Annotated in this window: 19 protein-coding genes; 2 read left to right on the top strand and 17 right to left on the bottom strand. The window is 40.9% G+C overall.

Annotated elements, in window-relative coordinates:
* Positions 1 to 27: 27 nt before the first annotated feature.
* The 8 genes from MTBBW1_RS12675 to MTBBW1_RS12640 all read right to left on the bottom strand — a co-directional run bounded on the left by MTBBW1_RS12675 (position 28) and on the right by MTBBW1_RS12640 (position 9,921).
* Positions 28 to 525, bottom strand: coding sequence for a peptidylprolyl isomerase (locus tag MTBBW1_RS12675; protein WP_080804138.1), 498 nt, complete (start codon positions 523 to 525; stop codon positions 28 to 30).
* A 418-nt stretch (positions 526 to 943) separates the two neighbouring features.
* A complete protein-coding gene (locus MTBBW1_RS12670) occupies positions 944 to 2,905 on the bottom strand; it encodes a phosphoenolpyruvate carboxykinase (GTP) (RefSeq protein WP_080804137.1) in 1,962 nt (653 codons plus the stop codon).
* Positions 2,906 to 3,131: 226 nt separating this feature from the next.
* Positions 3,132 to 3,968, bottom strand: a complete 837-nt coding sequence (locus MTBBW1_RS12665) for a hypothetical protein (protein ID WP_139786758.1) — start codon at positions 3,966 to 3,968, stop codon at positions 3,132 to 3,134.
* Positions 3,969 to 3,976: 8 nt separating this feature from the next.
* Complete coding sequence (locus tag MTBBW1_RS12660; RefSeq protein ID WP_080804135.1) at positions 3,977 to 5,359, bottom strand: ABC transporter substrate-binding protein; 1,383 nt, start codon at positions 5,357 to 5,359, stop codon at positions 3,977 to 3,979.
* Positions 5,360 to 5,878: 519 nt separating this feature from the next.
* Positions 5,879 to 6,913, bottom strand: a complete 1,035-nt coding sequence (locus tag MTBBW1_RS12655) for an ABC transporter permease (RefSeq protein WP_245809370.1) — start codon at positions 6,911 to 6,913, stop codon at positions 5,879 to 5,881.
* Complete coding sequence (locus tag MTBBW1_RS12650) at positions 6,906 to 8,213, bottom strand: ABC transporter substrate-binding protein (RefSeq protein ID WP_080804134.1); 1,308 nt, start codon at positions 8,211 to 8,213, stop codon at positions 6,906 to 6,908. The genes MTBBW1_RS12655 and MTBBW1_RS12650 overlap by 8 nt, the downstream gene beginning before the upstream one ends.
* Positions 8,210 to 8,983, bottom strand: a complete 774-nt coding sequence (locus MTBBW1_RS12645) for an ABC transporter ATP-binding protein (protein WP_245809369.1) — start codon at positions 8,981 to 8,983, stop codon at positions 8,210 to 8,212. The genes MTBBW1_RS12650 and MTBBW1_RS12645 overlap by 4 nt, the downstream gene beginning before the upstream one ends.
* Before the next feature lie 5 nt (positions 8,984 to 8,988).
* Positions 8,989 to 9,921, bottom strand: a complete 933-nt coding sequence (locus MTBBW1_RS12640) for an ABC transporter substrate-binding protein (protein WP_186441246.1) — start codon at positions 9,919 to 9,921, stop codon at positions 8,989 to 8,991.
* A gap of 649 nt (positions 9,922 to 10,570) precedes the next feature.
* On the opposite strand from MTBBW1_RS12640, the gene MTBBW1_RS12635 reads away from it, so the two are divergent.
* A complete protein-coding gene (locus tag MTBBW1_RS12635) occupies positions 10,571 to 11,020 on the top strand; it encodes a chemotaxis protein CheD (protein WP_245809368.1) in 450 nt (149 codons plus the stop codon).
* Between the two features lie 66 nt (positions 11,021 to 11,086).
* Here the strand turns inward: MTBBW1_RS12635 and MTBBW1_RS12630 are convergent, their stop codons facing one another.
* Positions 11,087 to 12,934 carry an acyl-CoA dehydrogenase C-terminal domain-containing protein gene (locus MTBBW1_RS12630; protein ID WP_080804131.1) on the bottom strand — a complete coding sequence of 616 codons (1,848 nt, stop codon included), beginning with the start codon at positions 12,932 to 12,934 and terminating at the stop codon, positions 11,087 to 11,089.
* Positions 12,935 to 13,223: 289 nt separating this feature from the next.
* Between MTBBW1_RS12630 and MTBBW1_RS12620 the strand changes: the two genes are divergently transcribed.
* Positions 13,224 to 14,063, top strand: a complete 840-nt coding sequence (locus tag MTBBW1_RS12620) for an MBL fold metallo-hydrolase (RefSeq protein WP_080804129.1) — start codon at positions 13,224 to 13,226, stop codon at positions 14,061 to 14,063.
* Between the two features lie 227 nt (positions 14,064 to 14,290).
* On the opposite strand, the gene MTBBW1_RS12610 is transcribed toward MTBBW1_RS12620, so the two are convergent.
* The 8 genes from MTBBW1_RS12610 to MTBBW1_RS12580 form a co-directional block, all read right to left on the bottom strand.
* Positions 14,291 to 16,309 (bottom strand): DUF6178 family protein, encoded by a 2,019-nt coding sequence (locus MTBBW1_RS12610; RefSeq protein WP_080804127.1) that lies wholly within the window; start codon positions 16,307 to 16,309, stop codon positions 14,291 to 14,293.
* A gap of 17 nt (positions 16,310 to 16,326) precedes the next feature.
* The gene (locus tag MTBBW1_RS12605) at positions 16,327 to 17,592 is read right to left on the bottom strand and encodes an AmpG family muropeptide MFS transporter (RefSeq protein WP_245809367.1); all 1,266 of its coding nucleotides are present in this window, start codon (positions 17,590 to 17,592) and stop codon (positions 16,327 to 16,329) included.
* 91 nt (positions 17,593 to 17,683) lie between these two features.
* A complete protein-coding gene (locus MTBBW1_RS12600; RefSeq protein WP_080804126.1) occupies positions 17,684 to 17,995 on the bottom strand; it encodes a DUF2442 domain-containing protein in 312 nt (103 codons plus the stop codon).
* 105 nt (positions 17,996 to 18,100) lie between these two features.
* On the bottom strand, positions 18,101 to 18,349 hold the full coding sequence (locus MTBBW1_RS12595) for a DUF4160 domain-containing protein (protein ID WP_080804125.1): 249 nt from the start codon (positions 18,347 to 18,349) through the stop codon (positions 18,101 to 18,103).
* 10 nt (positions 18,350 to 18,359) lie between these two features.
* Positions 18,360 to 20,126 carry a B12-binding domain-containing radical SAM protein gene (locus MTBBW1_RS12590; protein WP_080804124.1) on the bottom strand — a complete coding sequence of 589 codons (1,767 nt, stop codon included), beginning with the start codon at positions 20,124 to 20,126 and terminating at the stop codon, positions 18,360 to 18,362.
* A gap of 48 nt (positions 20,127 to 20,174) precedes the next feature.
* A complete protein-coding gene (locus MTBBW1_RS30355; protein ID WP_425430010.1) occupies positions 20,175 to 20,378 on the bottom strand; it encodes a type II toxin-antitoxin system RelE/ParE family toxin in 204 nt (67 codons plus the stop codon).
* A gap of 162 nt (positions 20,379 to 20,540) precedes the next feature.
* Entirely contained in the window at positions 20,541 to 20,783 is a 243-nt protein-coding gene (locus MTBBW1_RS28375; protein ID WP_186441259.1) for a hypothetical protein, read from the bottom strand.
* 25 nt (positions 20,784 to 20,808) lie between these two features.
* Positions 20,809 to 21,245: nitroreductase family protein (locus tag MTBBW1_RS12580; RefSeq protein ID WP_080804123.1), on the bottom strand; the 437-nt coding region annotated here is incomplete at its 5' end.

Raw genomic sequence — 21,245 nt, 5'->3', positions numbered from 1 at the left:
GATTCAGACGGCATCAAAGAGAAAAAATTACTCTTCAACAACCTCTGCCTTGATAATGGTGACAGGTTCTTTTGGCACATCATCATGGCCTGCCTTGCTTCCTGTGGCAACTGCCTTGATCTTGTTAACCACACCATGCCCCTTTGCAACTTTCCCAAAAACAGCATATCCCCAGCCTTGTGGAGTTTTGGATGAAAAATTAAGAAAATCGTTTTTCTTCACATTAATGAAAAACTGGGCTGTTGCACTGTTAGGGTCCATGGTTCTTGCCATGGCAACTGTATATGGATCATTGGTAAGGCCGTTATCTGCCTCGTTTTCAATGGGTGGATTGGTCTCTTTTTCCTTCATATCTTCTGTCATTCCACCGCCCTGGATCATGAATCCATTGATAACCCTGTGGAAAATCGTTCCGTCATAATGTCCTGCCTTGACATAGGAAAGAAAGTTTTCAACGGTTTTTGGAGATTTTTCCCCATTCAGTTCCAAAACGATTTCACCCATATTTGTTTCAATTCTTACCATTACTTATCACCTTTATAATTATCTCTAAAATTTGACCCGTAAGTCATTACAAATAATCCGCCTGATTCAAACACTATCAGGTTAAAAAAAACTGTTTTATCTTTTCATAAATAAAAAGGCATGTTTCATTTCCCGCTTTACACTTTCTGGGAAACCACGCCCATTTATAGGGTTTTTCCATAAAAAAAGTGTAAACTAATTGGCATCTTTCATTTGTCGGTTTACACTTTTTTTGAACCATGATTTTCATGATTAAGGGATTATCTTGATTTTTAATCGTGTTAATCCTTAAATCCTTTAATCATGGTTCAGAATTTTTCGAAAAGTGTAAACTAATTTTGAGTTGATATGAAGGATGTCAACTAATTTTGGGATGATTTGAAAGATGCCAAATTTATCAATGAAAACAATCAATTAATCACATATCAAAAGGAGAAACAACAGCACCTTTTACATCTTTCAACTGAAGAAGTTCATCCATCTGACTTTTAAGCACATCAAAAAGTTTATCCGGAATTCCAGACTCCTTAGAGTAAGCATCAATCTGAAGCTCAAGCCTTTTTACAATATTATCGACATAGAGCGAAAACTGCTTCTCATAAAGCGCTTCAGGATATTGTTTATAAATGATTTCACTGAAAAGTGTTTTTAAATCATCATAAACCGGAATATATCCTATGGGGGTTTCAATGTAACTCACATCACCATGAGCAAACCTTTCAAGCCATGCCAGCCAGACCTTTACGTCCTTTTTCTCCCCAAGCAGTTTATCAGAGTCTCCACCCCTTGCCTTGTGTGTCAAAAAATAATTGAGTCCTGCCATAACAGGTTTATGTTCCAATGCAATGTCAGGGTTGCCAAAAAAACTGAACTGAGCCTCCATATAATCTCCAAGGGAACCAGGAATAAATGGAGCATTTGCCCAGGGAGCACGTTTAACTCCGGTTGCACCAACTTCTGTGGCAGTTGCTGCCGAGACAATGCATGCCCCAAGAACAACTCCCTGATCTGAATTTTTTGCAACCCACAAAGGGGGCATTGTATCACTGTCTCTGCCACTGTATGTAAAAATCCTTGTCAGGACACCTTTGGGGTTTTCCGCTTCTTCTGAGTAATTTCCAAGAAAAGATGAAGCAATTGTACACCTTGCATTGGGATGTGAAACAGGAACAGGCTTGCCGCTCTCTTCCTTCATACCTTTGTGCCATCTGCCCTGGAAATTGATGCCACTTTCCGGCAACTCTTCTCCATTGCCTGTCCAGTGGGGAACCCCATTATCATCAACAAGAACATTTGACCAGATCACTTCAGCACCTGGTTTTCTCAGGTTTTCCATGAGCATTGGATCACCTTCCCAGTTGACATCCTCCACAATGCCGAAAATACCGCATTCGGGATTAACTGACCGAATTGTGCCATCTTTTGCTATCCACATCTGGGCAAGATCATCACCCACAAAGTGGCTGCCTGCCATGGCTGTTGTGGTTTTACCGCATCCGCTGGGAGCAGCACCGGCGCACCAGGTCACCCTTCCTGAAGGGCCATTTATGCCTGTTATAAACATATGTTCTGCAAGCTCTTTGCCATTCCCTTCATATACAGCCTTGTCAACTGCAAACCTGTGGTTCCCTTTTTTAAGAAGCAAGGTATTTCCTGCATATGTGCATTTAAAACTGTATGTAGTCCGATAGTGGCGATCCATGAGAACCCTTGCATCAGGAAGATCTTCCGGTCTATTCAGGCCTTCACTGTGGATATTGGTAAAAAAGTGCCCTGCACGTTTGACTTCGTCATCAAAATCCTCATATGCATTCCGGTAGAGAATCTCGGCACTGTGGGCAACATAGGCAGAGCTTGTGATTTCAATTGCAGGATTGGATACAGGTGCCCCTACAGGTCCGCGCATGTAGAAACCGATTATCATGGTCATATCCTCCATGATACCGGCAAGGTTTGTTTTTACCTCTTTCAGAGCTGTTTCACGGTTCATCCTCTGGGCAAGGGAACTTACATCCTCCCACTCATCAACAATATAGTATGTCCTGTCCACTATCCGGCCCTGCTCCTGGGCAAGATCATAGTGAATAGTATGATTTTTCATTGCAAGCGAGGCTTCTTCGCTTTTTTTCAAAGCAAGTTCCCGTATAAACTGCCTGTCAGCCTCAGTTCCTCTGTTAATAAAAACACTACAGGGGCGGCAAAGGGCAATGGCATTGGCAATTTTCTGCCTCACATCACCATTTGAGATGGATGCTATCCTTGAATAGTGTTCTCCATCCATATACTTCCTGAAAACATCTTCAATAGCATCCCGGGATTTAATTTTCCCAAGACGCTCCACAATATCCGCTCCCGATTGTTGTCCCACAATCTCTACCATTTTTCCAATCCTGTATTAATCACAGATAATTACCATATAAGACATCTTTACCGTGAAAGTGGCTCTCATTTCCATATATGAGGGGATTGATACACAATCATGGCTGTTTAACTTGAAAATCCCCTTCATGATTTTCATGATCCAGGGTGACCGATGAGTGGCATGACGGTTTAACCCCAGGTTCAATTTTCATGAGATAAAACATATAGAAGATGCCCGATACTTGTCACTTTTTTCTGTTTTCCCAAAAATCACGGCTCTCTTTCAGCAGTGATTCGATATCCTCATCTGTATTTTCGTGGTCATTATCTCCGGAAAAAGAGAGAACATCCTCAAAATCCTGCATTATATCCTCATCAATTGATTGCCCATTTTCTCTTTCAAATTCTTCAGCAAGCTCTTCAGATCCTTCAATCACGGAATCTTCAATCATGGAGTCTTCTGTCACGGAGTCTTCTACCATGAAATCTTCTGTCACGGAATCTTCTGTCATGAAATCTTCTGTCACGGAATCTTCTGCCATGAAATCTTCTGTCACGGAATCTTCTGCCATGAAATCTTCTGACACGGAATCTTCTGTCACGGAATCTTCTGTCACGGAATTTTCTGCCATTAAATCTTCTGTCACGGAATCTTCAAGATCATCTGGCTCCTCTGAATCACTGTTTTTTTTCATCTCATTGTCATATTCCATGCCCACTTCAGGCTCAGGGTCAAGGCTTTCCTGAGAATCATCTGTTTCAGATCTTTTCTGAGAATCATTTATATCTGCTCCAGCTTCTGTTTTTCCTCCACCCTCTTCTGAAGCATCAATCTCTTTCATTTTTATGTAGTTTCCCTGTCTGTCAAAAAACAGTGAAACAGAGGTTCTGACCTCCACATCTATCTTGAAGGCAATCTCTCCCTCATGTACTACAATCTCTCCACCATTTGACCTGAAGGTGGTTTTTCTGACTCCTTCAGCAACAAGCACCCTGATGGCATCCCAGTCAAGATCTTCTTTAATGGAGTCAATTAAATCTTTTTCACCAGTTTTTATGACATCTGGATGGGTTACTTTCACTGTTATCCTCAACCATGCATCTGCATTACTGCCTTGTGGGCAAAAGTTGTGTCTATAAATTTCTCAAGATCAATAATTTTTCCAATTTCCATAACATCATGCATATATTTCTGGATACGGTCGAAATCTTCCAGAACTGGATAAAGATCATCCATACGAATAGCCATGGGTTGAGCAAACACTTTTTCAAGCACAGCAGTACTGAGGCCAAGCTTTCCGTCAGGATCAAGAAAATTAACAGCAATCTGTGCAGCCCTTGGCTTATCCTGCTCCACATACTGTCCTGTTTCAATCAAAAGAGATACAAATTCCTGGACTGCATCAGGATAGTTCTGGATAAACTCCTTCTGCATGGCAACAATACAGCAGGGGTGCTTATCCCAGCGGGTGGACGATAGAAATTCAAGGTTTCCGATCTCAAGGGCAATTGCCTTGGTGGCAATTGGCTCTGCAACCATAAAACCTGCCACATCTTCATTTTCCTTCATTATTCCGGGCATCTTGATGGGAGGAACAACCTCAAATCTTACGTTTATGGCCTTTTTACCCGGCACACCTGGTTTCAGCCCCAGCTCCTTTAGAAACTGATGTGCAAGCATATGATGAATTGACATTTTATGGGGAATATCAACTACCTTATATTTGTAAAAACTTTGAAGTGAATCAAAGCGTGGATCATAATGCCTGCTTCTGACAAAAGTACTTCCATTTTTATGGGCAAGGAGCACAAGCTGTATTGGAGAATCATATGCAAAAAGATCCATTGCAATTGGGGCAAGCACAAAGGCACAGTCAAGCTCCCCTGTCTCAAGTCCCTCCTGAATGGGATTCCAGCCAGGTTTTTTCTCAACTTTTAGCTGGAAATGACGCGGAGCAATTTCTCCTGTCTCTATGCGGTGTTTCAATGCTCCAAGGGCAAGATGGTCGGTAATCTGAATATGTGCAACAGTTATCTCAACCTTCCCGTCAATAATATTGCGTGTTCTTGGGCCAGATTGAGCAACAGCTTCAGGTGCAAAGACCTTATAGATAGCATCCTTTATCTGATTGGAATCAAATGGTTTTGGTACATGCCCATTGCCACCTGCCTCTTTTATTGCAATCTGCTGTCCCTTATCTGCCTGGGCTGTGGCCATAATAAAAGGGATATCCTGATAAGGTGGTGTTTTCCGAAGCCATTGGAGAAACTCAAGTCCATCAAGTCGAGGCATGTTCCAGTCACTGATAACCAGATCAGGCTTCTGCTCCTGCACCTTCTTAATTCCATCACTGCCATCCACGGCAACCGTAATATTTTCAAAGCCGGCCTTGTTCAGCATCTGCTTGAACATGATACGCATTGTGCCTGAATCATCTGCTATAAGAATTTTGATTTTAGGATCCACTGCCATAAAAACACTCCTTAGATTTTTTATGTAAAAATCTGGCATACTCCATATCTCATCTGATTTACCTTAAAACCATTTCAACAAGGCTTTATATAGATTTCCAGAAAAATAACTTTGTTGTAATGTCCTCGTTAGTCATAAGTTCTCTAAATGGAGACCACAGATAGTATTTTTCAAAGAATTGAAAATACAATATGTGGTGGTGGATTTGAGAAGTTAGGACTCTTGAGTAATGTCACGGTGTACCGTGTCCATACCATTCACACCGAAGAAGTTAGCCCCCTTCGGGCAGACTTTTCCATAATCATTTGTTTTGGAAAGAAAAAAATGGAAAAATCTATACTATAAGCTTTATTAATCTGGAATGCTATAGATAAAAAGCAAAAAAGTTGAAGCATGCCAAAAGTCTCTATAACATATTATTTTTACCACAAAAACGAATCATATGTCCGTATTATGGGATAGTTAATATACGATCATGCCCATATAGCACGAATGCTTCTGACTTGGAAATACTCCAGGCTATTGCATCCACGACCTTACAACCACAGCCTGAATATACTGGAAAACTTTATCCAAAACAAAGCCCATGATTCCAATAGCAATAATCATGGCCATCAGCATGTCATATTCAAGGGTATCTCTTGCATCGTTTATGAGGTACCCAAGACCACTTGCAACACCAAGAAACTCCGCAGGCACAAGAACAATCCATGCAACACCAAGGGCAAGTCGCAAACTTGACAAAATCGCCGGCAGTGATGCCGGAATAACAATGGTACGTAATAGCTGGGGAGAACTTGCTCCCTGATTCATTGCCATCTCTATCCACTGAGGATTTATGGTTGCAACACCGGAAGCTGTATTGAGAATAATCGGCCAGACTGTTGCCATTGCTATCAAAAAACAGATTGCAGACTCAAAACTTGTAAAAAGAATCAATGCCACAGGCATCCAAGCCAGAGGGCTTATCATTCTCAAAAACTGGGTGGGTGCATAGGCAATATTGCGAAGCACAGGATAGAATCCGGTTACAAGTCCCAAAGGCACGCCAATTAGGGCTGCAATGGTTATTCCGGTTAAAACACGCCTTATACTTGCCCAAACAGAAAACCAGAAACGATCTTCCTGAATTGCCCTGAAAAGCGCTTTGAAAGCAGGAACAGGCAAAAAATCATTGAACTGCTCATGGCCTGATATATAAACAAAGATTATGCCGCCAACCATCCACATAGTGAAGAGAAGAATAATACCTAAAGATTCATATTTAAAACTTTCAGCACGATAGGCAAAAAAGGCTTGAAAACTGAAACGATTCTCACTCTTAATTGGATGAGAATCAGAGCGAAAACCTTCCTGATCAAGTGGAAAATCAAGTTTTTCCTCAATTGCCGAACCATCTTCTATCCGGGAAGATTCTCGATATAAATCATTCTCTCCCCAACCGGACATTTTCTCATTGATATCAGAAGAGAAGTCAGAACCAACATCTCTATCAGGATCGGGTGCAGCATCGAATTTCAGATCAGGATTTATATAAACTTTGTCCTTAGCCAATCTCTATAACCTCTTCCCGGGCAAATGATGTAAAATCTTCTTCACTGCCAAAGGTACCATGAACTCTCATCTCCTGCATGGCTTTTTTTACAAAAGTGTCATCCACAAGGAGGCCGGCACCACGCACAGGATCTATTGCCCTGATAAAGTCAGTGTCACCTTCAACCTTTGTCCTTGCCATCTGTTCAATAATAAAACGGGTTGCTGAAGGATATGGATAAGGTTGAAATCCTATCCTGCCTGTTTGCCACTCCGGATGCATTATAGGTCTTGGCTTGGGACCTTCAAGATATTTTTTGTCATCGTATCCTGTAAATACCCTCAAAAGCACCTCCTCATGCACAGGAAGATATCCGTCTCCTTCACGGCTCAGGATGTGAGCTGCCCTTTCAGGATTTTTTGTGCACCACAACTGGGCACGAACAACAGCATTTACTGCTTTCTGGATAAATACCGGCTGCTCCTTTAATAGTTGTTCATGTGATACAAGCACACAACATGGATGATTTTTCCAGATATCTCCTGTAAAACGCATTATCCTTGCATTTAGCTTCATTTCAGCCAATGCATTAAATGGTTCTGCAACAATAAAGCCATCCATTTTTCTTCCTAAAAGAGCAGGAGGCATCTCAGAAGGAGGAAGGACAAACAGATTAACTTCATCAGATTTCAACTCTGCATCCTGTGGTCTTATTACAGGTGTCAGGCCCTTTGCCATTATGCCCATCTGAAGAATAAAGTTATGCATGGAGTACCATGAGGGAACTGCAATCTGTTTACCGCCAAGGTCACCAAATCCCCTTATACCAGATTCCCCATGTACTGTCACAGCGCTGCCGTTTGTGTGATCCCAGGCCAGCACCTTAACAGGAATATTGCGGCTGAAACGCATCCAGACAGGTATGGGAAAAAGCATGTGCGTAAGATTAAATTTCCCTCCGATAAAAGATTCGGTGAGAACAGTCCAGGAGCGTATCATGACAGGTCTTTGAACTTTCAAACCTTCGTCCCTGAAAAATCCGAGGCTGTGGGCAATCAAAAGCGGGGTGGCATCTGTAATGGGGATGTAGCCTATTTTAAGTTCAGGTTCACGGGCAAATGCCTTCATGGGTAACGGCATAAGGGTTGCACCTATGGTTGCGGCAACACTCTTCTTTAAAAAAGAACGCCTGTCAAGTTTTTTACAATAACTACTCCCATTATCAAAGGCAGTAGAATCAAGTGTAGCAGAGCTTTGAGCATTCTGTTCAATGTTCGCAGCTCCATTGATAAAAGAATGATTTTTTAGAAAATGCTTCATTGGAGAAACCTCCTGTTGCCCACATGCGCTCTTTTAAAATTAGCCAGTATTTCCCGTCTGAATGATTTCAGTTTTTCACAATCCATGTTTCTTGGGTAAGGTTCTGCAATATCATAAACACCCCATATCCTGCCAGGATAGCCACCAAGAAGAATAATCTTGTTTCCCAGAAGAATCGCCTCATCAATGTCATGGGTCACAAAAACAGCGGTAAAGGCTTCACTTAGCCAGATATTTATCAGCTCCTCCTGGATATGAGCCTGGGTAAACGTATCAAGAGATGCAAAAGGTTCATCCAACAGCAACATCTCTGCTCTCCCGACAAGTGCCCTGGCAAGACAAACCCTCTGTGCCATACCAAGTGACAGTGAGGATGGTTTGGCATTTTCAAAACAGGATAGCCCCATCATCTCAAGAAACTGATGCACCCTGTAATCAAGTCGATCAAGGTCACCCCTTAACCTGCAACCATAGGCCACATTATCCTTGACAGAGAGCCATGGAATCAACACAGGCTGCTGAAAAAGCATGGAGCGTGAAGGATGGCTACCCTCAATCTTTTTGCCATCAATAAGAATTTCCCCCGATGTTGGGGATTCAAGCCCCGCGATAAGATTGAGCAAAGTGGTCTTGCCACCGCCGGACTCCCCAAGAACAGTAACAAAATCTCCACTTTTTATGGAAAAGGAGATATCATCAAGAACAATATTCCTTCCGGCATCAAACCTTGGAAAAACCTTGGATACGTTTTGAATTTCAATGTTATTCAATTAGTTCATGCTCCTGCCTCAACAGCAAACTGTATGTCAACAAAATCATCCATGCGAATAATGCTGTTGAGCAAACCCATCTCTTTCACCATAAAATCATTTATAATTTCAAGGAGATGAATATCCGGTACCAGGGAGAAAGGTTTTGAAGAGAACGCGGAGGTAGATATTTTCTCCATCATGGAGCGTTTCTGATCCGGCATATTTTCAAGGTAAAACTTTAAATCAGGGGATTGTCTGTAAACAGCACTGTTTGATTCCGCAATCCACCTGACAAATTCCAGCACTGAAGATCGATGGTTATCTATCACATGATCATGCATTACTAAGGCAGTGTGTGGATGATCAGGCCACAGACTCCTGGAATGGCAGATCTTTTTGCCATAACCTTCATATATGATCCTTGATGCAAAAGGCTCTTCAACCATGCATCCTGCTATATCACCATCAATGTCACAACTTATCATCTCCGGTATCATAAATGACGGCACAACTTCAATAAAGACATCACAAGTAGCCTGATTTTCAATTCCGGTTCTCAAACCAGCCGAGCCCATCAATCTGTGAAACAGCAGATAATACACAGAGAGAATACCTGGTAAAAGAACACTCTTGCCCTTAAAATCACTGAGCCTGGCAACACCTGCTGCACGGTTGGCCACAACAAAAGTACCAGGGCGACAATCCAGCAACAATATTTTTATATCAAGGCCGTTACTGAATAGTGACATAGCTTCGGGCAGGGGAATAAAAGCGCCCTGTATGTCACCTTCGCAAAGTGCATGTGTAAGCGCAGCCCAGCTACCCATGATAACAGTATCCACACCATCGGGGCAGGCCCCTGATTCAGACTGTTTATTTCCGGCTCTCCCGATTTCAACCACTAAATGGTCAAGAATTTCCAGATATCCAATTTTGATATCAGAGATTCCGGACAAGAGTATCACCTATGGAAAATAGTGTCATAAACTGACAACCTTGTAAAAAATCAGACAATAGAGGATGCCGATTTCAGATTAATAATTCCAAATAATATAATCCAATTTTTTAACACATGATAACGGTATGATGCAATATTTATATACAAGAGTGTGTAATTATCATTAATAACTTGAAATTGTATATTCAATATAATAATAATTCCGATGTGGGCAGACTTCATTCACATCTTTACACTTTTCAGAAAGATAACCCCATTTTTAAGGGAATATCATCTTCAAAGTGTAAAGTACTTTCGAGGTAATATGAAGGATGCCCCTATGTGATTATAACGGCCATGGCAAAACCATCTTGCCACAACGAAGCATGAAATCCCTGAAAAAAACCTTGAAATACGGGGACTTTCATATAAAACCAAACTCAAAAAAGAAATCAGTGACTAAAGTTGCTATTTTAATATTATAGCTTTCCAGAAAATTACTTTATTTTTTGGTCAAAAAAATTAATCCAGATAACAGATAGTTAGACCTTTCCATTATCAATTTAATTATCTGGAATACTATAAAATTTGACAATATACATCCCATGAACAATGCCACCAACAAACCACTACCCCAGGACTATCTGCTGCGACCGGGTTTTATATATATGGCTGAGAAACCAGTTGCCATTTCAACTGTACTTGGTTCATCAGTCTCTGTTTGCATTTTTGACAAAAAGCAAAAAATTGGAGGTATGAACCACTTTCAGTTTCCTGAAGCTCTTAAAAGCGATGACCCCACAGCAAGATATGGTAATGTTGCAACCCTTGCCCTGGTAAGGATGATGAAATCTTCCGGCTCAAAAAACAGACATCTTGTTGCCCAGATTTTTGGTGGAGCCTATAATCCTGAACTGTCACAACATAATATCGGCACAAGGAACATCAATGCTGCCCGCAATATTTTAAACAGATTAAATATTAAAATCATATCAGAAGATGTGGGAGGAGAGATCGGAAGGAAGATTGTTTTTAATACATCAAACTGTGAAATTGCCATACTCAAGGTTCCAAACCTTAGGCAATCAGACTGGTACCCATACGAAAGTGACAGATAAAAATGCCCCTTCCCAAATCACAAGAAGAGGCATTCTTACCAAAATTACCAAGCTCTGACAATGCAGTTATTTTGAACCAAAAGAGGCTTCCGGCATCTCCTCAACGGCTCTGTCCCCTGCCACTATTGCATCCATCTTTGCAAGTGCTGAAGGCAGAAGTGTATTTATAAAGAATTCTGCTGTTCTTATCTGACCTGCATAAAATGCAACATCTTTGTTTTTTCCTGCCTTTTCAGCAACAACCGAACTTTCCAAGCTGCCTGCTTTTTTCACAAGTTTTGGAGCTGCCACCATGGCACGCCATAAGAGCATCCATGCCATTGTGACATCACCTGTAACTTCAAGGAATGGATGTGCAAAAGAAAAGGCATTCATAACATCAGCAGATCTTGCACGATCTCCCAGAATCTTTGCCGTTGATACAAATTTTTCCTTTGCACTCTCAACCGAGGCAGTTATATTTTCAATTCCTTCAACAGATTTTGACTCCTGTATGGTTTTTTCCATCCATTCGATAAAGTAGCCAAAGGATCTGCCTTTTTTCATTGAGAGCTTACGTCCAAGAAGATCCATAGCCTGAATACCGTTTGTTCCCTCATATATCATGAAGATTCTGGAATCCCTCATGAGTTGCTCAACAGGAAACTCCTTAATATATCCATATCCACCATAAATCTGGATACCATGACTGCAAACTTCAAGTGCCTTGTCAGTGACATATCCCTTTACAATGGGGGTAAGCACCTCAACAAGATCGCTGTATTTTTCCCTCTCTTCATCACTTTCAGCAGTAACCATAAGATCAGAGCATTTTCCGTTGAGATAAAGAAGGCTTCTCATGCCATCAACCATGGCTTTCATATTGAGAAGCTGCCTTCTCACGTCAGGATGCTGTATAATGGGCACACTTTTAGCTCCCGGTTCGCGGCCTTTTACCATGTGTCGTCCCTGAATCCTTGTGCGTGCATAATCAAGGGAATACATATAAGATGCTGTGGCAACACCAAATCCCTGAAGCCCTACAAATGCCCTTGCTTCATTCATCATCTTAAACATTTCGGGCATACCCTTGTTGATCTCTCCAAGAAGAGTTCCTATTGATTTTCCCTTTTCTCCAAGGGAAAGTGTGCATGTTGCATTACCGTGTATCCCCATTTTCTCTTCAATACCGGTGCATACAACATTATTGAAATCTCCCAATGAGCCATCTTCATTCACAAGGTATTTGGGTACAAGAAAAAGGGAAATCCCCTTTGTTCCTTCAGGAGAGCCTTCAATACGGGCAAGCACAGGATGTATTATATTTTCGCACAGATCATGTTCCCCTGCTGATATAAAAATCTTGCTGCCTGTAATGGAATATGTTCCATCATCATTGAGTGTTGCACTTGTGGTCAATGCTCCCACATCAGAACCTGCCTCGGGTTCTGTTAAAAGCATGGTTCCGCCCCATTCGCCGGAAAACATCTTTTTCATGTAAAGGGCTTTTTGCTCTTCAGTCCCAAAAGCTTCAACAAGTTTTGCAGCCCCGTGGGTCATGGCACTGTAAAGCATAAAAGCGGAGTTAGCCCCTACAAGGTACTCACTTGCAGCAATGCCAACCATCTTGGGCATACCCTGTCCTCCAACCTCTGGGTCATCTGTCATTGCAAGCCATTCGCCCTCTTTGTAAAGTTCCCACGCTCTTTTAAAGCATTCAGGTACCTTTACAACTCCGTTTTCAAGAACACAACCCTCTTCATCCCCTGGTTTCTGAGTGGGCAGAATCTCTTTTATTGCAAGATTTCTTGCCTCGGAAACAATCAGATCAACGGTCTTTTTATTGAACTCGGCAAATTTATCATGATCAACAAGCCCAAACTGCTCATGCAGAACAAAATCAACATCTCTTCTATCTGAAATTAACTGTGCCATTCTTTTTGATATCTCCTTATTAGACGTGGTTTACGTTGAACAATAACTTTCCTAAGACAATAAAACAGGAATGTCAACATATGGTTGATTCATTTTTTTATGGACTATCAACCGTTGATGTGGTAGCCAGATAAATGAAACATCTTCATGGAATTCTAACATACAAGGACATCCTTCATTTCCAGGTTTAAACTTTCCGGAATAATGCTGCCATTTGTCGGGAATAGCCATCAAACAAATGTAAAGTATTTCAGGGATGATATGAAGTATGACCGTATAAGGACATGGCATGTATATTAAATGCTGGGGATCCAGGGGATCCATTGCCGTTGCAGGCAAAGAGTATAACAGATATGGCGGGGAAACAACCTGTATTCAGATTCGTGCAAAAAGCGGGGAAACGATTATTCTCGATTCTGGGACCGGTCTGCGTAAACTTGGGCTTGTACTGCCATCCAACAGCGGGTCGCACTACCACATGCTCTTCACCCATACCCATTGGGATCATATTGCCGGTTTTCCTTTTTTCAAACCCCTTCAATCAAAAAATGTAACTCTTAGCATCAACAACAGTAAATTTTCCATGGTCTCTGTAAAAGAGATCCTTGCCAACATCATGAACCCCCCACTGTTTCCCGTTACAATGCAGCAGATGCAGGCAAAGGTTATATATAATGAGAACGCATCATCGAATTTTTCCATCGGCTCCCTTGATATTTCAACCATTCCTTTGAGCCATCCGGGAGGTGGACTTGGCTACCGCTTTTCTGAAAATGGCAAAATCTTTGTATTCCTGACAGATAACGAGATCACATTCAGCCATCCAGGTAGCAAAAGCATTGCCGAATATACAGATTTCTGCAAAGATGCTGATCTGCTGTTCCATGATATGGAGTACACTCCAGAAGAGTACCCTGACAAAAAAGGATGGGGACACTCCGCCTATACAGATGTCCTTGAGCTTGCAATGAATGCCGGCGTAAAACGCCTTGGCCTTTTTCACATAAATCAGGAACGAACAGATGACGAAATGGATGTTCTGGTGTCAAACTGCCGGAATATCGCCCAGAAAAAAGGCAATGCCATTGACTGTTTTGGTGTGGCATGCGGCATGGAGTTCAATCTTTAACACCCGGCAATCTATAACGTACATGGCGGATCACCGCCACAATCGAAGGGATGAAAGTCGTTTTAAAAACAAGCTGTTACCGAGACTTTCCTATAAATCCTCATGATTTTGAGGGCATCACAAAGATGCATGAAAGTCATGATATATCACTATGTTGTGGTGACTTTCTAATACAAATGATGCCCGATTCTCTTGCCCAAAAAACACAAAAGGCAAGAACAAAAAAACTATAGCGCATCAAATGCAGCAATCTTATCAATGATAAAGTGGGTAACCAGATCCCCATCAATGTCATCTGATTCCACACGGCCATACTCATCTTCAAGTTCATCAAACAGATCATCAATAAATCCCAAGTTAACTGCAATGTCACCATAGCTTGAAAGCCATGCAACGAAATCCTGCCGTACAACAGAAGATATCTTTTTCTTAACTCTCTCTTCCTCAAACGAGGCATCTCCTCCACTCAAATCAGCAAATATCTGCTCAAAAAAACGTTTAAAACGACCCAGAGGGATAAAAAAAGATTTTTCAGGCAAATCACTGTCAATGACATCTGCATCTTCTGACATACGTTGATTTGCCCACATCGTCAGAATAACAGCTTTCCAGGTAACGTAAGGCCTATCAAGATACTCATACTCTGGCTCAACACTTGCCATAATAGCGTCCATTGATACCATGAAATTTACCTCACGGGCGGTTTTCCGGATATCTTCAATGGATGCAAACGGCCTGTAGAGTACACCTGTTTCATAGTTATCAAAATAGAGAGGTCTCTTTAGAAGCAATCCTCCAGCAATGCCCATCCATTTTTCATCAAGAAAGGTAAGCTTCAATTTTTTGGCAGCCACCCAGCTTCTGGAATACCAGTTCTGTAATTTTTGCTTTAATTTCAACCCTTCACCAGAACCCACCCTGAAGATATCCTTCAACGCATATTTAAGAATAAGGTCTGAAGCGGATTCAGGAGTAAGAGGCTGCATATCTGAACTGTTTTTTAAATCAGAACAATCACGTTCATCTATATATTTCTCTTTTGAATTAAGAGTTTCTTGAACACCTGCAATATTTCTTAAGTGAAGCACTTCAAGTCCAAGGCTTAAGAAAGAGCAGCAACTCTCCACACATTTTTTAATGTCGCTGATTGAGCGAGCAGGATTTTTTTCTGTTGAAATAAATGAATTTACAAGAAAAGCAAACTCCGATTGCAAAATTACAAAGGTATCAATATTAATTAGTGAAAGGGATGCCGCAAATATATTTTTTCTTTCTGATATAGTAAAAGGAAATACTGGAGGCAGGGGAAGATCGCCTGCATATAAATTATTTTCAAGATAGAATGAGGGACGTGGCTTCAAAGAATCAGGGTCAACAGGCTGGTAAATGGCAACAGCTTCATGGTATGGCAAAAATCCTTTTTCTGCAAGGCGGATATTCTTTAAACGAAACTGCTCCTCTTCTGTTTCAGCAGGAATAACAGATGAAGTTTCAAACATAAGAGCCTGAAACACTCCAATGTCCATATCTGCAAGTGTGTTCAGCATATCTGTAATCAGGCTTCCTGAAGCTTCAGCACTATTTATTATTTCATTTTTTACGTCGGCATCAAAATCTGACTCTTCATCTGCAATAGCACCTTCAACAATGCCATTTTCAATAACAGAAGCATCTAAATCTTCTGAGTCACATAAAGAGCCATCTCTGTGTGCCCCACCTGCCTCCAATTCTCTTTGAGCATCAATATTGGGAAACCTGAAATAGATAACAGAGTCAATGGTTTCAAAACCATCTCCAAAATCAGATGGGTCTTCATCATGCTCCCTTACTCTTATCTCCAGGTTTCTGAAAAGATAATACTCCAGAAATTCAGTTTTCTCAGTAATGGTCCATCGCAGAAGACGGTGGGGATCAGCCTTAAAAAGAAGCTCCATAACCCGAGTAAGTGATGCAATATCAAGCCTGTCGCGATTCCATACCTCAACGTCCATTATATATTCCCACTGTTGTGACGTGGCAAGTGAGAGAATTGGCAGAAAATCATCTTCTCCAATATAGTGCATCAAAAAATGGAGATCCTGATCTGGAAAGGACTGCACAAATGTGGCTGGCAAAGGTGCATCAAGAATGGCATCAAGTGCCTTTTCAGGTGATTTGGCAAGAACTTCTGCCCTGAGTGCAGCCATTTTTTTCTCTTTTGAGATTCTGTTGGCAATCTGATAATCATTTGCTGGTATCATATTCATTGAGATTCTACCCTATATTATCGGTTAATGGCAGACTGCATAAAAAACAGCAACACGAGCCCTGGAACAGCAGCTATGGTACAGACAATAAAAAAGCCTTCCCAACCCATATTTTTGGCAAAAAAACCTGTGGGTGCAGATGCCATTACCCTTGGAATTCCCATAAGGCTTGACAAAAGAGCATATTGTGTTGCAGTAAATCGCCGATCTGTCATTGATGCCATAAAAGCTGCATAGGCTGCTGTTCCCATTCCGCTTGAGATATTTTCAAAGGCTATGACACAGGAAAGCAAAGGGACACTGTGGCCGGCCATTGCAAGAAGAGCAAAGCATGCTGTGGATATTGCCTGAAGTATTCCGAAAATCCACAGGCTCATATTGATACCCATCCTGAGCATCAGGATACCGCCACCAAAAGTTCCCGCAAGTGTTGCCCAGAATCCAAAAAGTTTTACCACTGTTCCTATTTCAGTCATGGTAAAACCTATATCCATGTAAAATGGGGTAGTCATTGCAGATGCCATTGTATCCCCTATCTTGTAAAAGAGAATAAAAAGAAGGATCATAATGGCACCCTTGCGGGAAAAATACTCTTTTAAGGGCTCAATCACAGCACTGTAAAGGTTAACAGGCTGGCCTGTAACCTGTGGCGGCTCAGGTGTGACAATGGTCGTTATAACTCCTGGAATCATGGAGACGGCCATGAGAAAATATACAACTGAAAAGGGGATTATATCAGCAAGAATCAAGCCTCCACCTGATGCCAAAAGCATACCGACACGATACCCATAGATATACATGGAAGAGCCAAGCCCAAGCTCTTCGTCACTTAAATCTTCCCGACGGTAAGCATCAACCACAATATCCTGTGATGCACTGAAAAAAGTAACAAGAAATGCTGCAAAGGCGACCATCCAGGGCGCTTTGCCGGGATTTGTGAATCCAAGCATAATAATGGAAAGCATCAAAAGGAGCTGTGCAACAATAAGCCACCCCCTTCTTCTGCCCAGAAAGGGAAGAGTAAATCGGTCAAAAATGGGAGCCCATAAAAACTTGAGGGTATAGGGAAGACCAACAAGAGAAAAAAAACCGATAACCGAGAGGTCAACCCCTTCTCTCTTCATCCATGCCTGAAGAACCGATATTGTTAAAAGAAGAGGAACACCACATGAAAAACCCATTATCAGGGATACAAGCATTTTCCTGCTTAAAATGCTTTTGATCATGGGAGCACTTACAATCATAGAAAAACCATTTTTTGCAGCTTTAACATCTTTTTCCACTAAATATTTCCTTCATATAACGTACATGGCGGATTCACGCCACAATCGAAGAGATGAAAGTCCTTTTAAAAACAGCCACTTACTGAGACTTTCATATAAAATCAATCACGGGAAAGCATAACTCATAATCATCCCAAAATAAGTCTCCATATTCAGTTGTAAAATTTTTGAATTTCACGATATCAAGGTATTTTCTAATTAGAGGGTTCAAAGATGTTTTTAAAAAATCGCTGAAGTCGATTATTCTTTCCGTTCCATCACTAAATCCCACCAATAACTTGTAGGATTCCAGATATTCAGCAAAAATGACATCAATAAATTTTTCTTTTTCTAAATATTCTTGATTTTTTGACAAATCTTTTTTATCTCGAACTTTTTGTGCAAAACAAAGTAATCGATCCATATTTTGTACTATCTCCTGTGTAAAGCATTCTACAATAAGTTTAAAATCTTTAAATTTTAGGCATCCTTCATAAGACCATGAAAGTAGTTTACACTTTTTTGATGACTAATCCTGAAAAATGGGGATTTCATTTGAGAAAGTGTAAAGCGGGAAATGAAACATGCCAAATTTTACAGCATTTAATGGCCTTTTACCTCTTACAGGAAGATATCGAATTCCGATAATATCGCCATTATCAATAATAATTTCTGCTTTATTTTCCATACCTTGATATTTACCATGAACATGAACCGGTTCGTGTTCGTTTGAGTAGAAAAGCACTATCAATCCGAAGTATTCGTATAATTTTGGCATCACAAATCCGTTAAACCGAAAGCCTTTCAAGACAGGCATTTATGTATGGAATAACCTCTTCAAACCCTGCAAAAGGTTCAAGATATGAGAGAGCCTCCCTGAAGTGCCCCATATTCATGAGGCTTATTGCCATGCATATATTAAGCTTCCGGTCATCATGAAAGTATCCAAGTCCATCTTTAAGCAAAGAAACAGCGCCAGGAAAGTCTCGTCTTTTTTGCATGAGCATTGCAAGCCCAAGAAATGCCCGTGTATCAGGAGCATAACCCAAAGCTTTTTCATACAAAAATTCAGCGGTTTTTTCCGGATGCAGCACATCAGGGTGATTTGCATACTCTCCATGGCTGAAGGTCATTGCAAGTCTTGATAAAAAATCAGCATGAAAAGGAAAAAGTCGTTCATCATCAAGCAGCTCTATTTTCCTGACAAATTGATGAAGCTTTGAATAAAAACCCTTTCTGAGACGTTTACCAAACTCTTTTACCTGATGGAAATCAAGAAGAGGATCAACTTCAAACCAGGGAATATCCTCACATTTTTTTATCCAGGAGTCTAAGGGCACAATCTTCTTATCCACAGCTTTATCATAGAGTGCTGTGCCCGGAAACAGAACAAGTATATAAGAAATCATGGCAAGTGGTCTGATTTTTTCAATCAAATCAATGCTTTGCTTAATAGTTTTTTTTGTTTCTCCCGGAGAGCCGTAGATAAAATATGCCCTTGGCATAATTCCATGAGCTGCGGTATCCCTGAATGCCTTTATTATTTTTTCGTTTTTAAATGGTTTTCCAAGGGTTTTACGTATTTTTTCAGAGCCGCTTTCCACGCCAAAACTTATCTGGATACACCCTGCCATGCGCATCTCATAAAGCATCTTACTATCCAGAAAATCAACTCTGGATATTGCCTGCCAGGTGATGAAAAGTTTTCTTGAAGTAATCTCGTGACATAACTCCAGAACCCTTTTTTTGCTCATTGTAAAGGTATCATCAGATATAAAAAAATGGGTTCTGCCACGCTTGACAAGAAGTTCAATCTCATCCACAAACCATTTTACAGAATGAAACCTCACCCGCCCCTTTCCCCAGAAAGCAGGGGAACCACAGAAATTGCACTGCCCAGGACATCCCCGTGAAAGCGAAAGGTGATGGAAGTCAAAAAATTCGGCTGGATGGGGCAAATTGTCCAGATCCGCGATCAAGGGTCTTGATAAAGTTTCAATCATTTGAAAAGAGTCATCAATTGTTGAATCAGGCAATGACTTTCTGAAAAAAAGCCCCTTTATTGAATATTCTGCACGGTGCTCTCTATTTTGTTCATTATTTTGTTCATCATTTTGTTCATCATTTTGTTCATTTGAAGCAGTATCGAGATAACGTACAAGTTCCAAAAAGGTCTCTTCACCCTCCCCTTTTACTATATAATCAAGGGCTGGGCACTCTTTTAAAAAAAGATAAGGGGAAAAGGTAGCGCCAGGACCTCCAAACACAGTTACGGTTTCCGGATTTAGTTTCTTTACAGCAGAAGCAGACTCCATTGCACAGTGCCGGTTTGCATGTAATACTGAAAATGCCACAATATCAGGCTTATCTTTTTCAACAAGTTTCATAAGAGAAGAGACAGGCTCTGATAAAGGAGCAAGGTTGACAATATCAACATCAAATCCATTTTTTTTAAGATATGCCCCGATATAAAAAAGACCTATGGGAACCGCCATGGCATCTTCATCCGTAATGCGAACGTCAAGGCAGGCTGGATTTACAAGAAAAACTCTCAAAAACTGATTTACCTTTCATATCAACACATACAAAATTCGTGTTCTTTTTTATCCTTGTTTCCATTTATCAATAATAGCACAAACTTCTTGTGAACTAATATCACCCTGTTCAGATTTAGAATAAAGAGTTAGCAAAATAACCTCGTCGCCCTTTTTCACATAATAAATCAATCGATAGCCAGAACGTTTACCTTTGTTGTTATCAGAATTTTTTATTCTAACTTTATAAACGCTATAACCAACATGCTTTATTAAACGGTCATGGCTGACATCCAGTCACCCCCGAATACGGAAAATTGTATCCATTTCCACGGTAAAGAACCCGATAAATTCCCCGCTTGCAATTGTTCAATAAAACTGCTTATATCTTGCTGTAAATGTGGGTATTTTTTTATCAATTTACGAATATTGCGTTTAAAATCTGGCGTGTAATAAATATTCACACTCACTTGTCCATATCATCCCATAAGCTATTGATAGGTTCATACTGACCTTGCAACATCTCCTGCCAACCAGTACAAAACTTTCAGCAGCACTGTTGATACAAATACTTTTACGGAAACTATTAATTATATTTAATAATGCTGGTAAATACTCCGCTGGTGTATGAGCAAGCTCATATTGAATTCTTTGCAGATAGTTTTCTTGTATATTCATTACTTTGTCCTTTATTGTTCACGATTTAATGAACCGAGACAATCATTTCATCAAGGGAACGCTTAGGAACATGGTGAACCCCATCGCTGTCACGCCAGTAACGGATGCTGCCATCAACACCGACATCTTCAAGGCACACCCTTTCAGCAGGTCTGCCAAGTGCAATGACAAGAAGAACCTCAAGTTCATCCCCTACATTGAGAAGAGGACGAAGCTTTTTATGATTTATGGCAGCAAGCATACATCCTCCTAACCCAATCTCCCTTGCACCAAGAAGAATTGTCTGGGCAGCAATTCCATGGTCACAACGAAAATTTTCTGTAATGGTTTTGTCTCCGAGAATCACAATGTACCCGGAAGGCTGTTCCCCTTCCGCCGGTCCCTTCCAGTCTGTCAGGTAAGCTGCCCAGACAAGGCAGTCAAAAATCTGCCGGTTCATGTTTTCATCAGAGCTTAAAATAT

This window comes from Desulfamplus magnetovallimortis (assembly GCF_900170035.1).
GTDB lineage: Bacteria > Desulfobacterota > Desulfobacteria > Desulfobacterales > Desulfobacteraceae > Desulfamplus > Desulfamplus magnetovallimortis.
Note: the sequence above shows the minus strand (reverse complement) of the source record. Positions and strands in the feature narration are given on the sequence as shown.

Coding starts and splice junctions, on each gene's coding strand:
- MTBBW1_RS12675 (WP_080804138.1), bottom strand. CDS start 525: ATGGTAAGAATTGAAACAAATATGGGTGAAATCGTTTTGGAACTGAAT.
- MTBBW1_RS12670 (WP_080804137.1), bottom strand. CDS start 2,905: ATGGTAGAGATTGTGGGACAACAATCGGGAGCGGATATTGTGGAGCGT.
- MTBBW1_RS12660 (WP_080804135.1), bottom strand. CDS start 5,359: ATGGCAGTGGATCCTAAAATCAAAATTCTTATAGCAGATGATTCAGGC.
- MTBBW1_RS12650 (WP_080804134.1), bottom strand. CDS start 8,213: ATGAAGCATTTTCTAAAAAATCATTCTTTTATCAATGGAGCTGCGAAC.
- MTBBW1_RS12635 (WP_245809368.1), top strand. CDS start 10,571: ATGGCTGAGAAACCAGTTGCCATTTCAACTGTACTTGGTTCATCAGTC.
- MTBBW1_RS12630 (WP_080804131.1), bottom strand. CDS start 12,934: ATGGCACAGTTAATTTCAGATAGAAGAGATGTTGATTTTGTTCTGCAT.
- MTBBW1_RS12620 (WP_080804129.1), top strand. CDS start 13,224: ATGTATATTAAATGCTGGGGATCCAGGGGATCCATTGCCGTTGCAGGC.
- MTBBW1_RS12610 (WP_080804127.1), bottom strand. CDS start 16,309: ATGAATATGATACCAGCAAATGATTATCAGATTGCCAACAGAATCTCA.
- MTBBW1_RS12600 (WP_080804126.1), bottom strand. CDS start 17,995: ATGGATCGATTACTTTGTTTTGCACAAAAAGTTCGAGATAAAAAAGAT.
- MTBBW1_RS12595 (WP_080804125.1), bottom strand. CDS start 18,349: ATGCCAAAATTATACGAATACTTCGGATTGATAGTGCTTTTCTACTCA.
- MTBBW1_RS28375 (WP_186441259.1), bottom strand. CDS start 20,783: ATGAATATACAAGAAAACTATCTGCAAAGAATTCAATATGAGCTTGCT.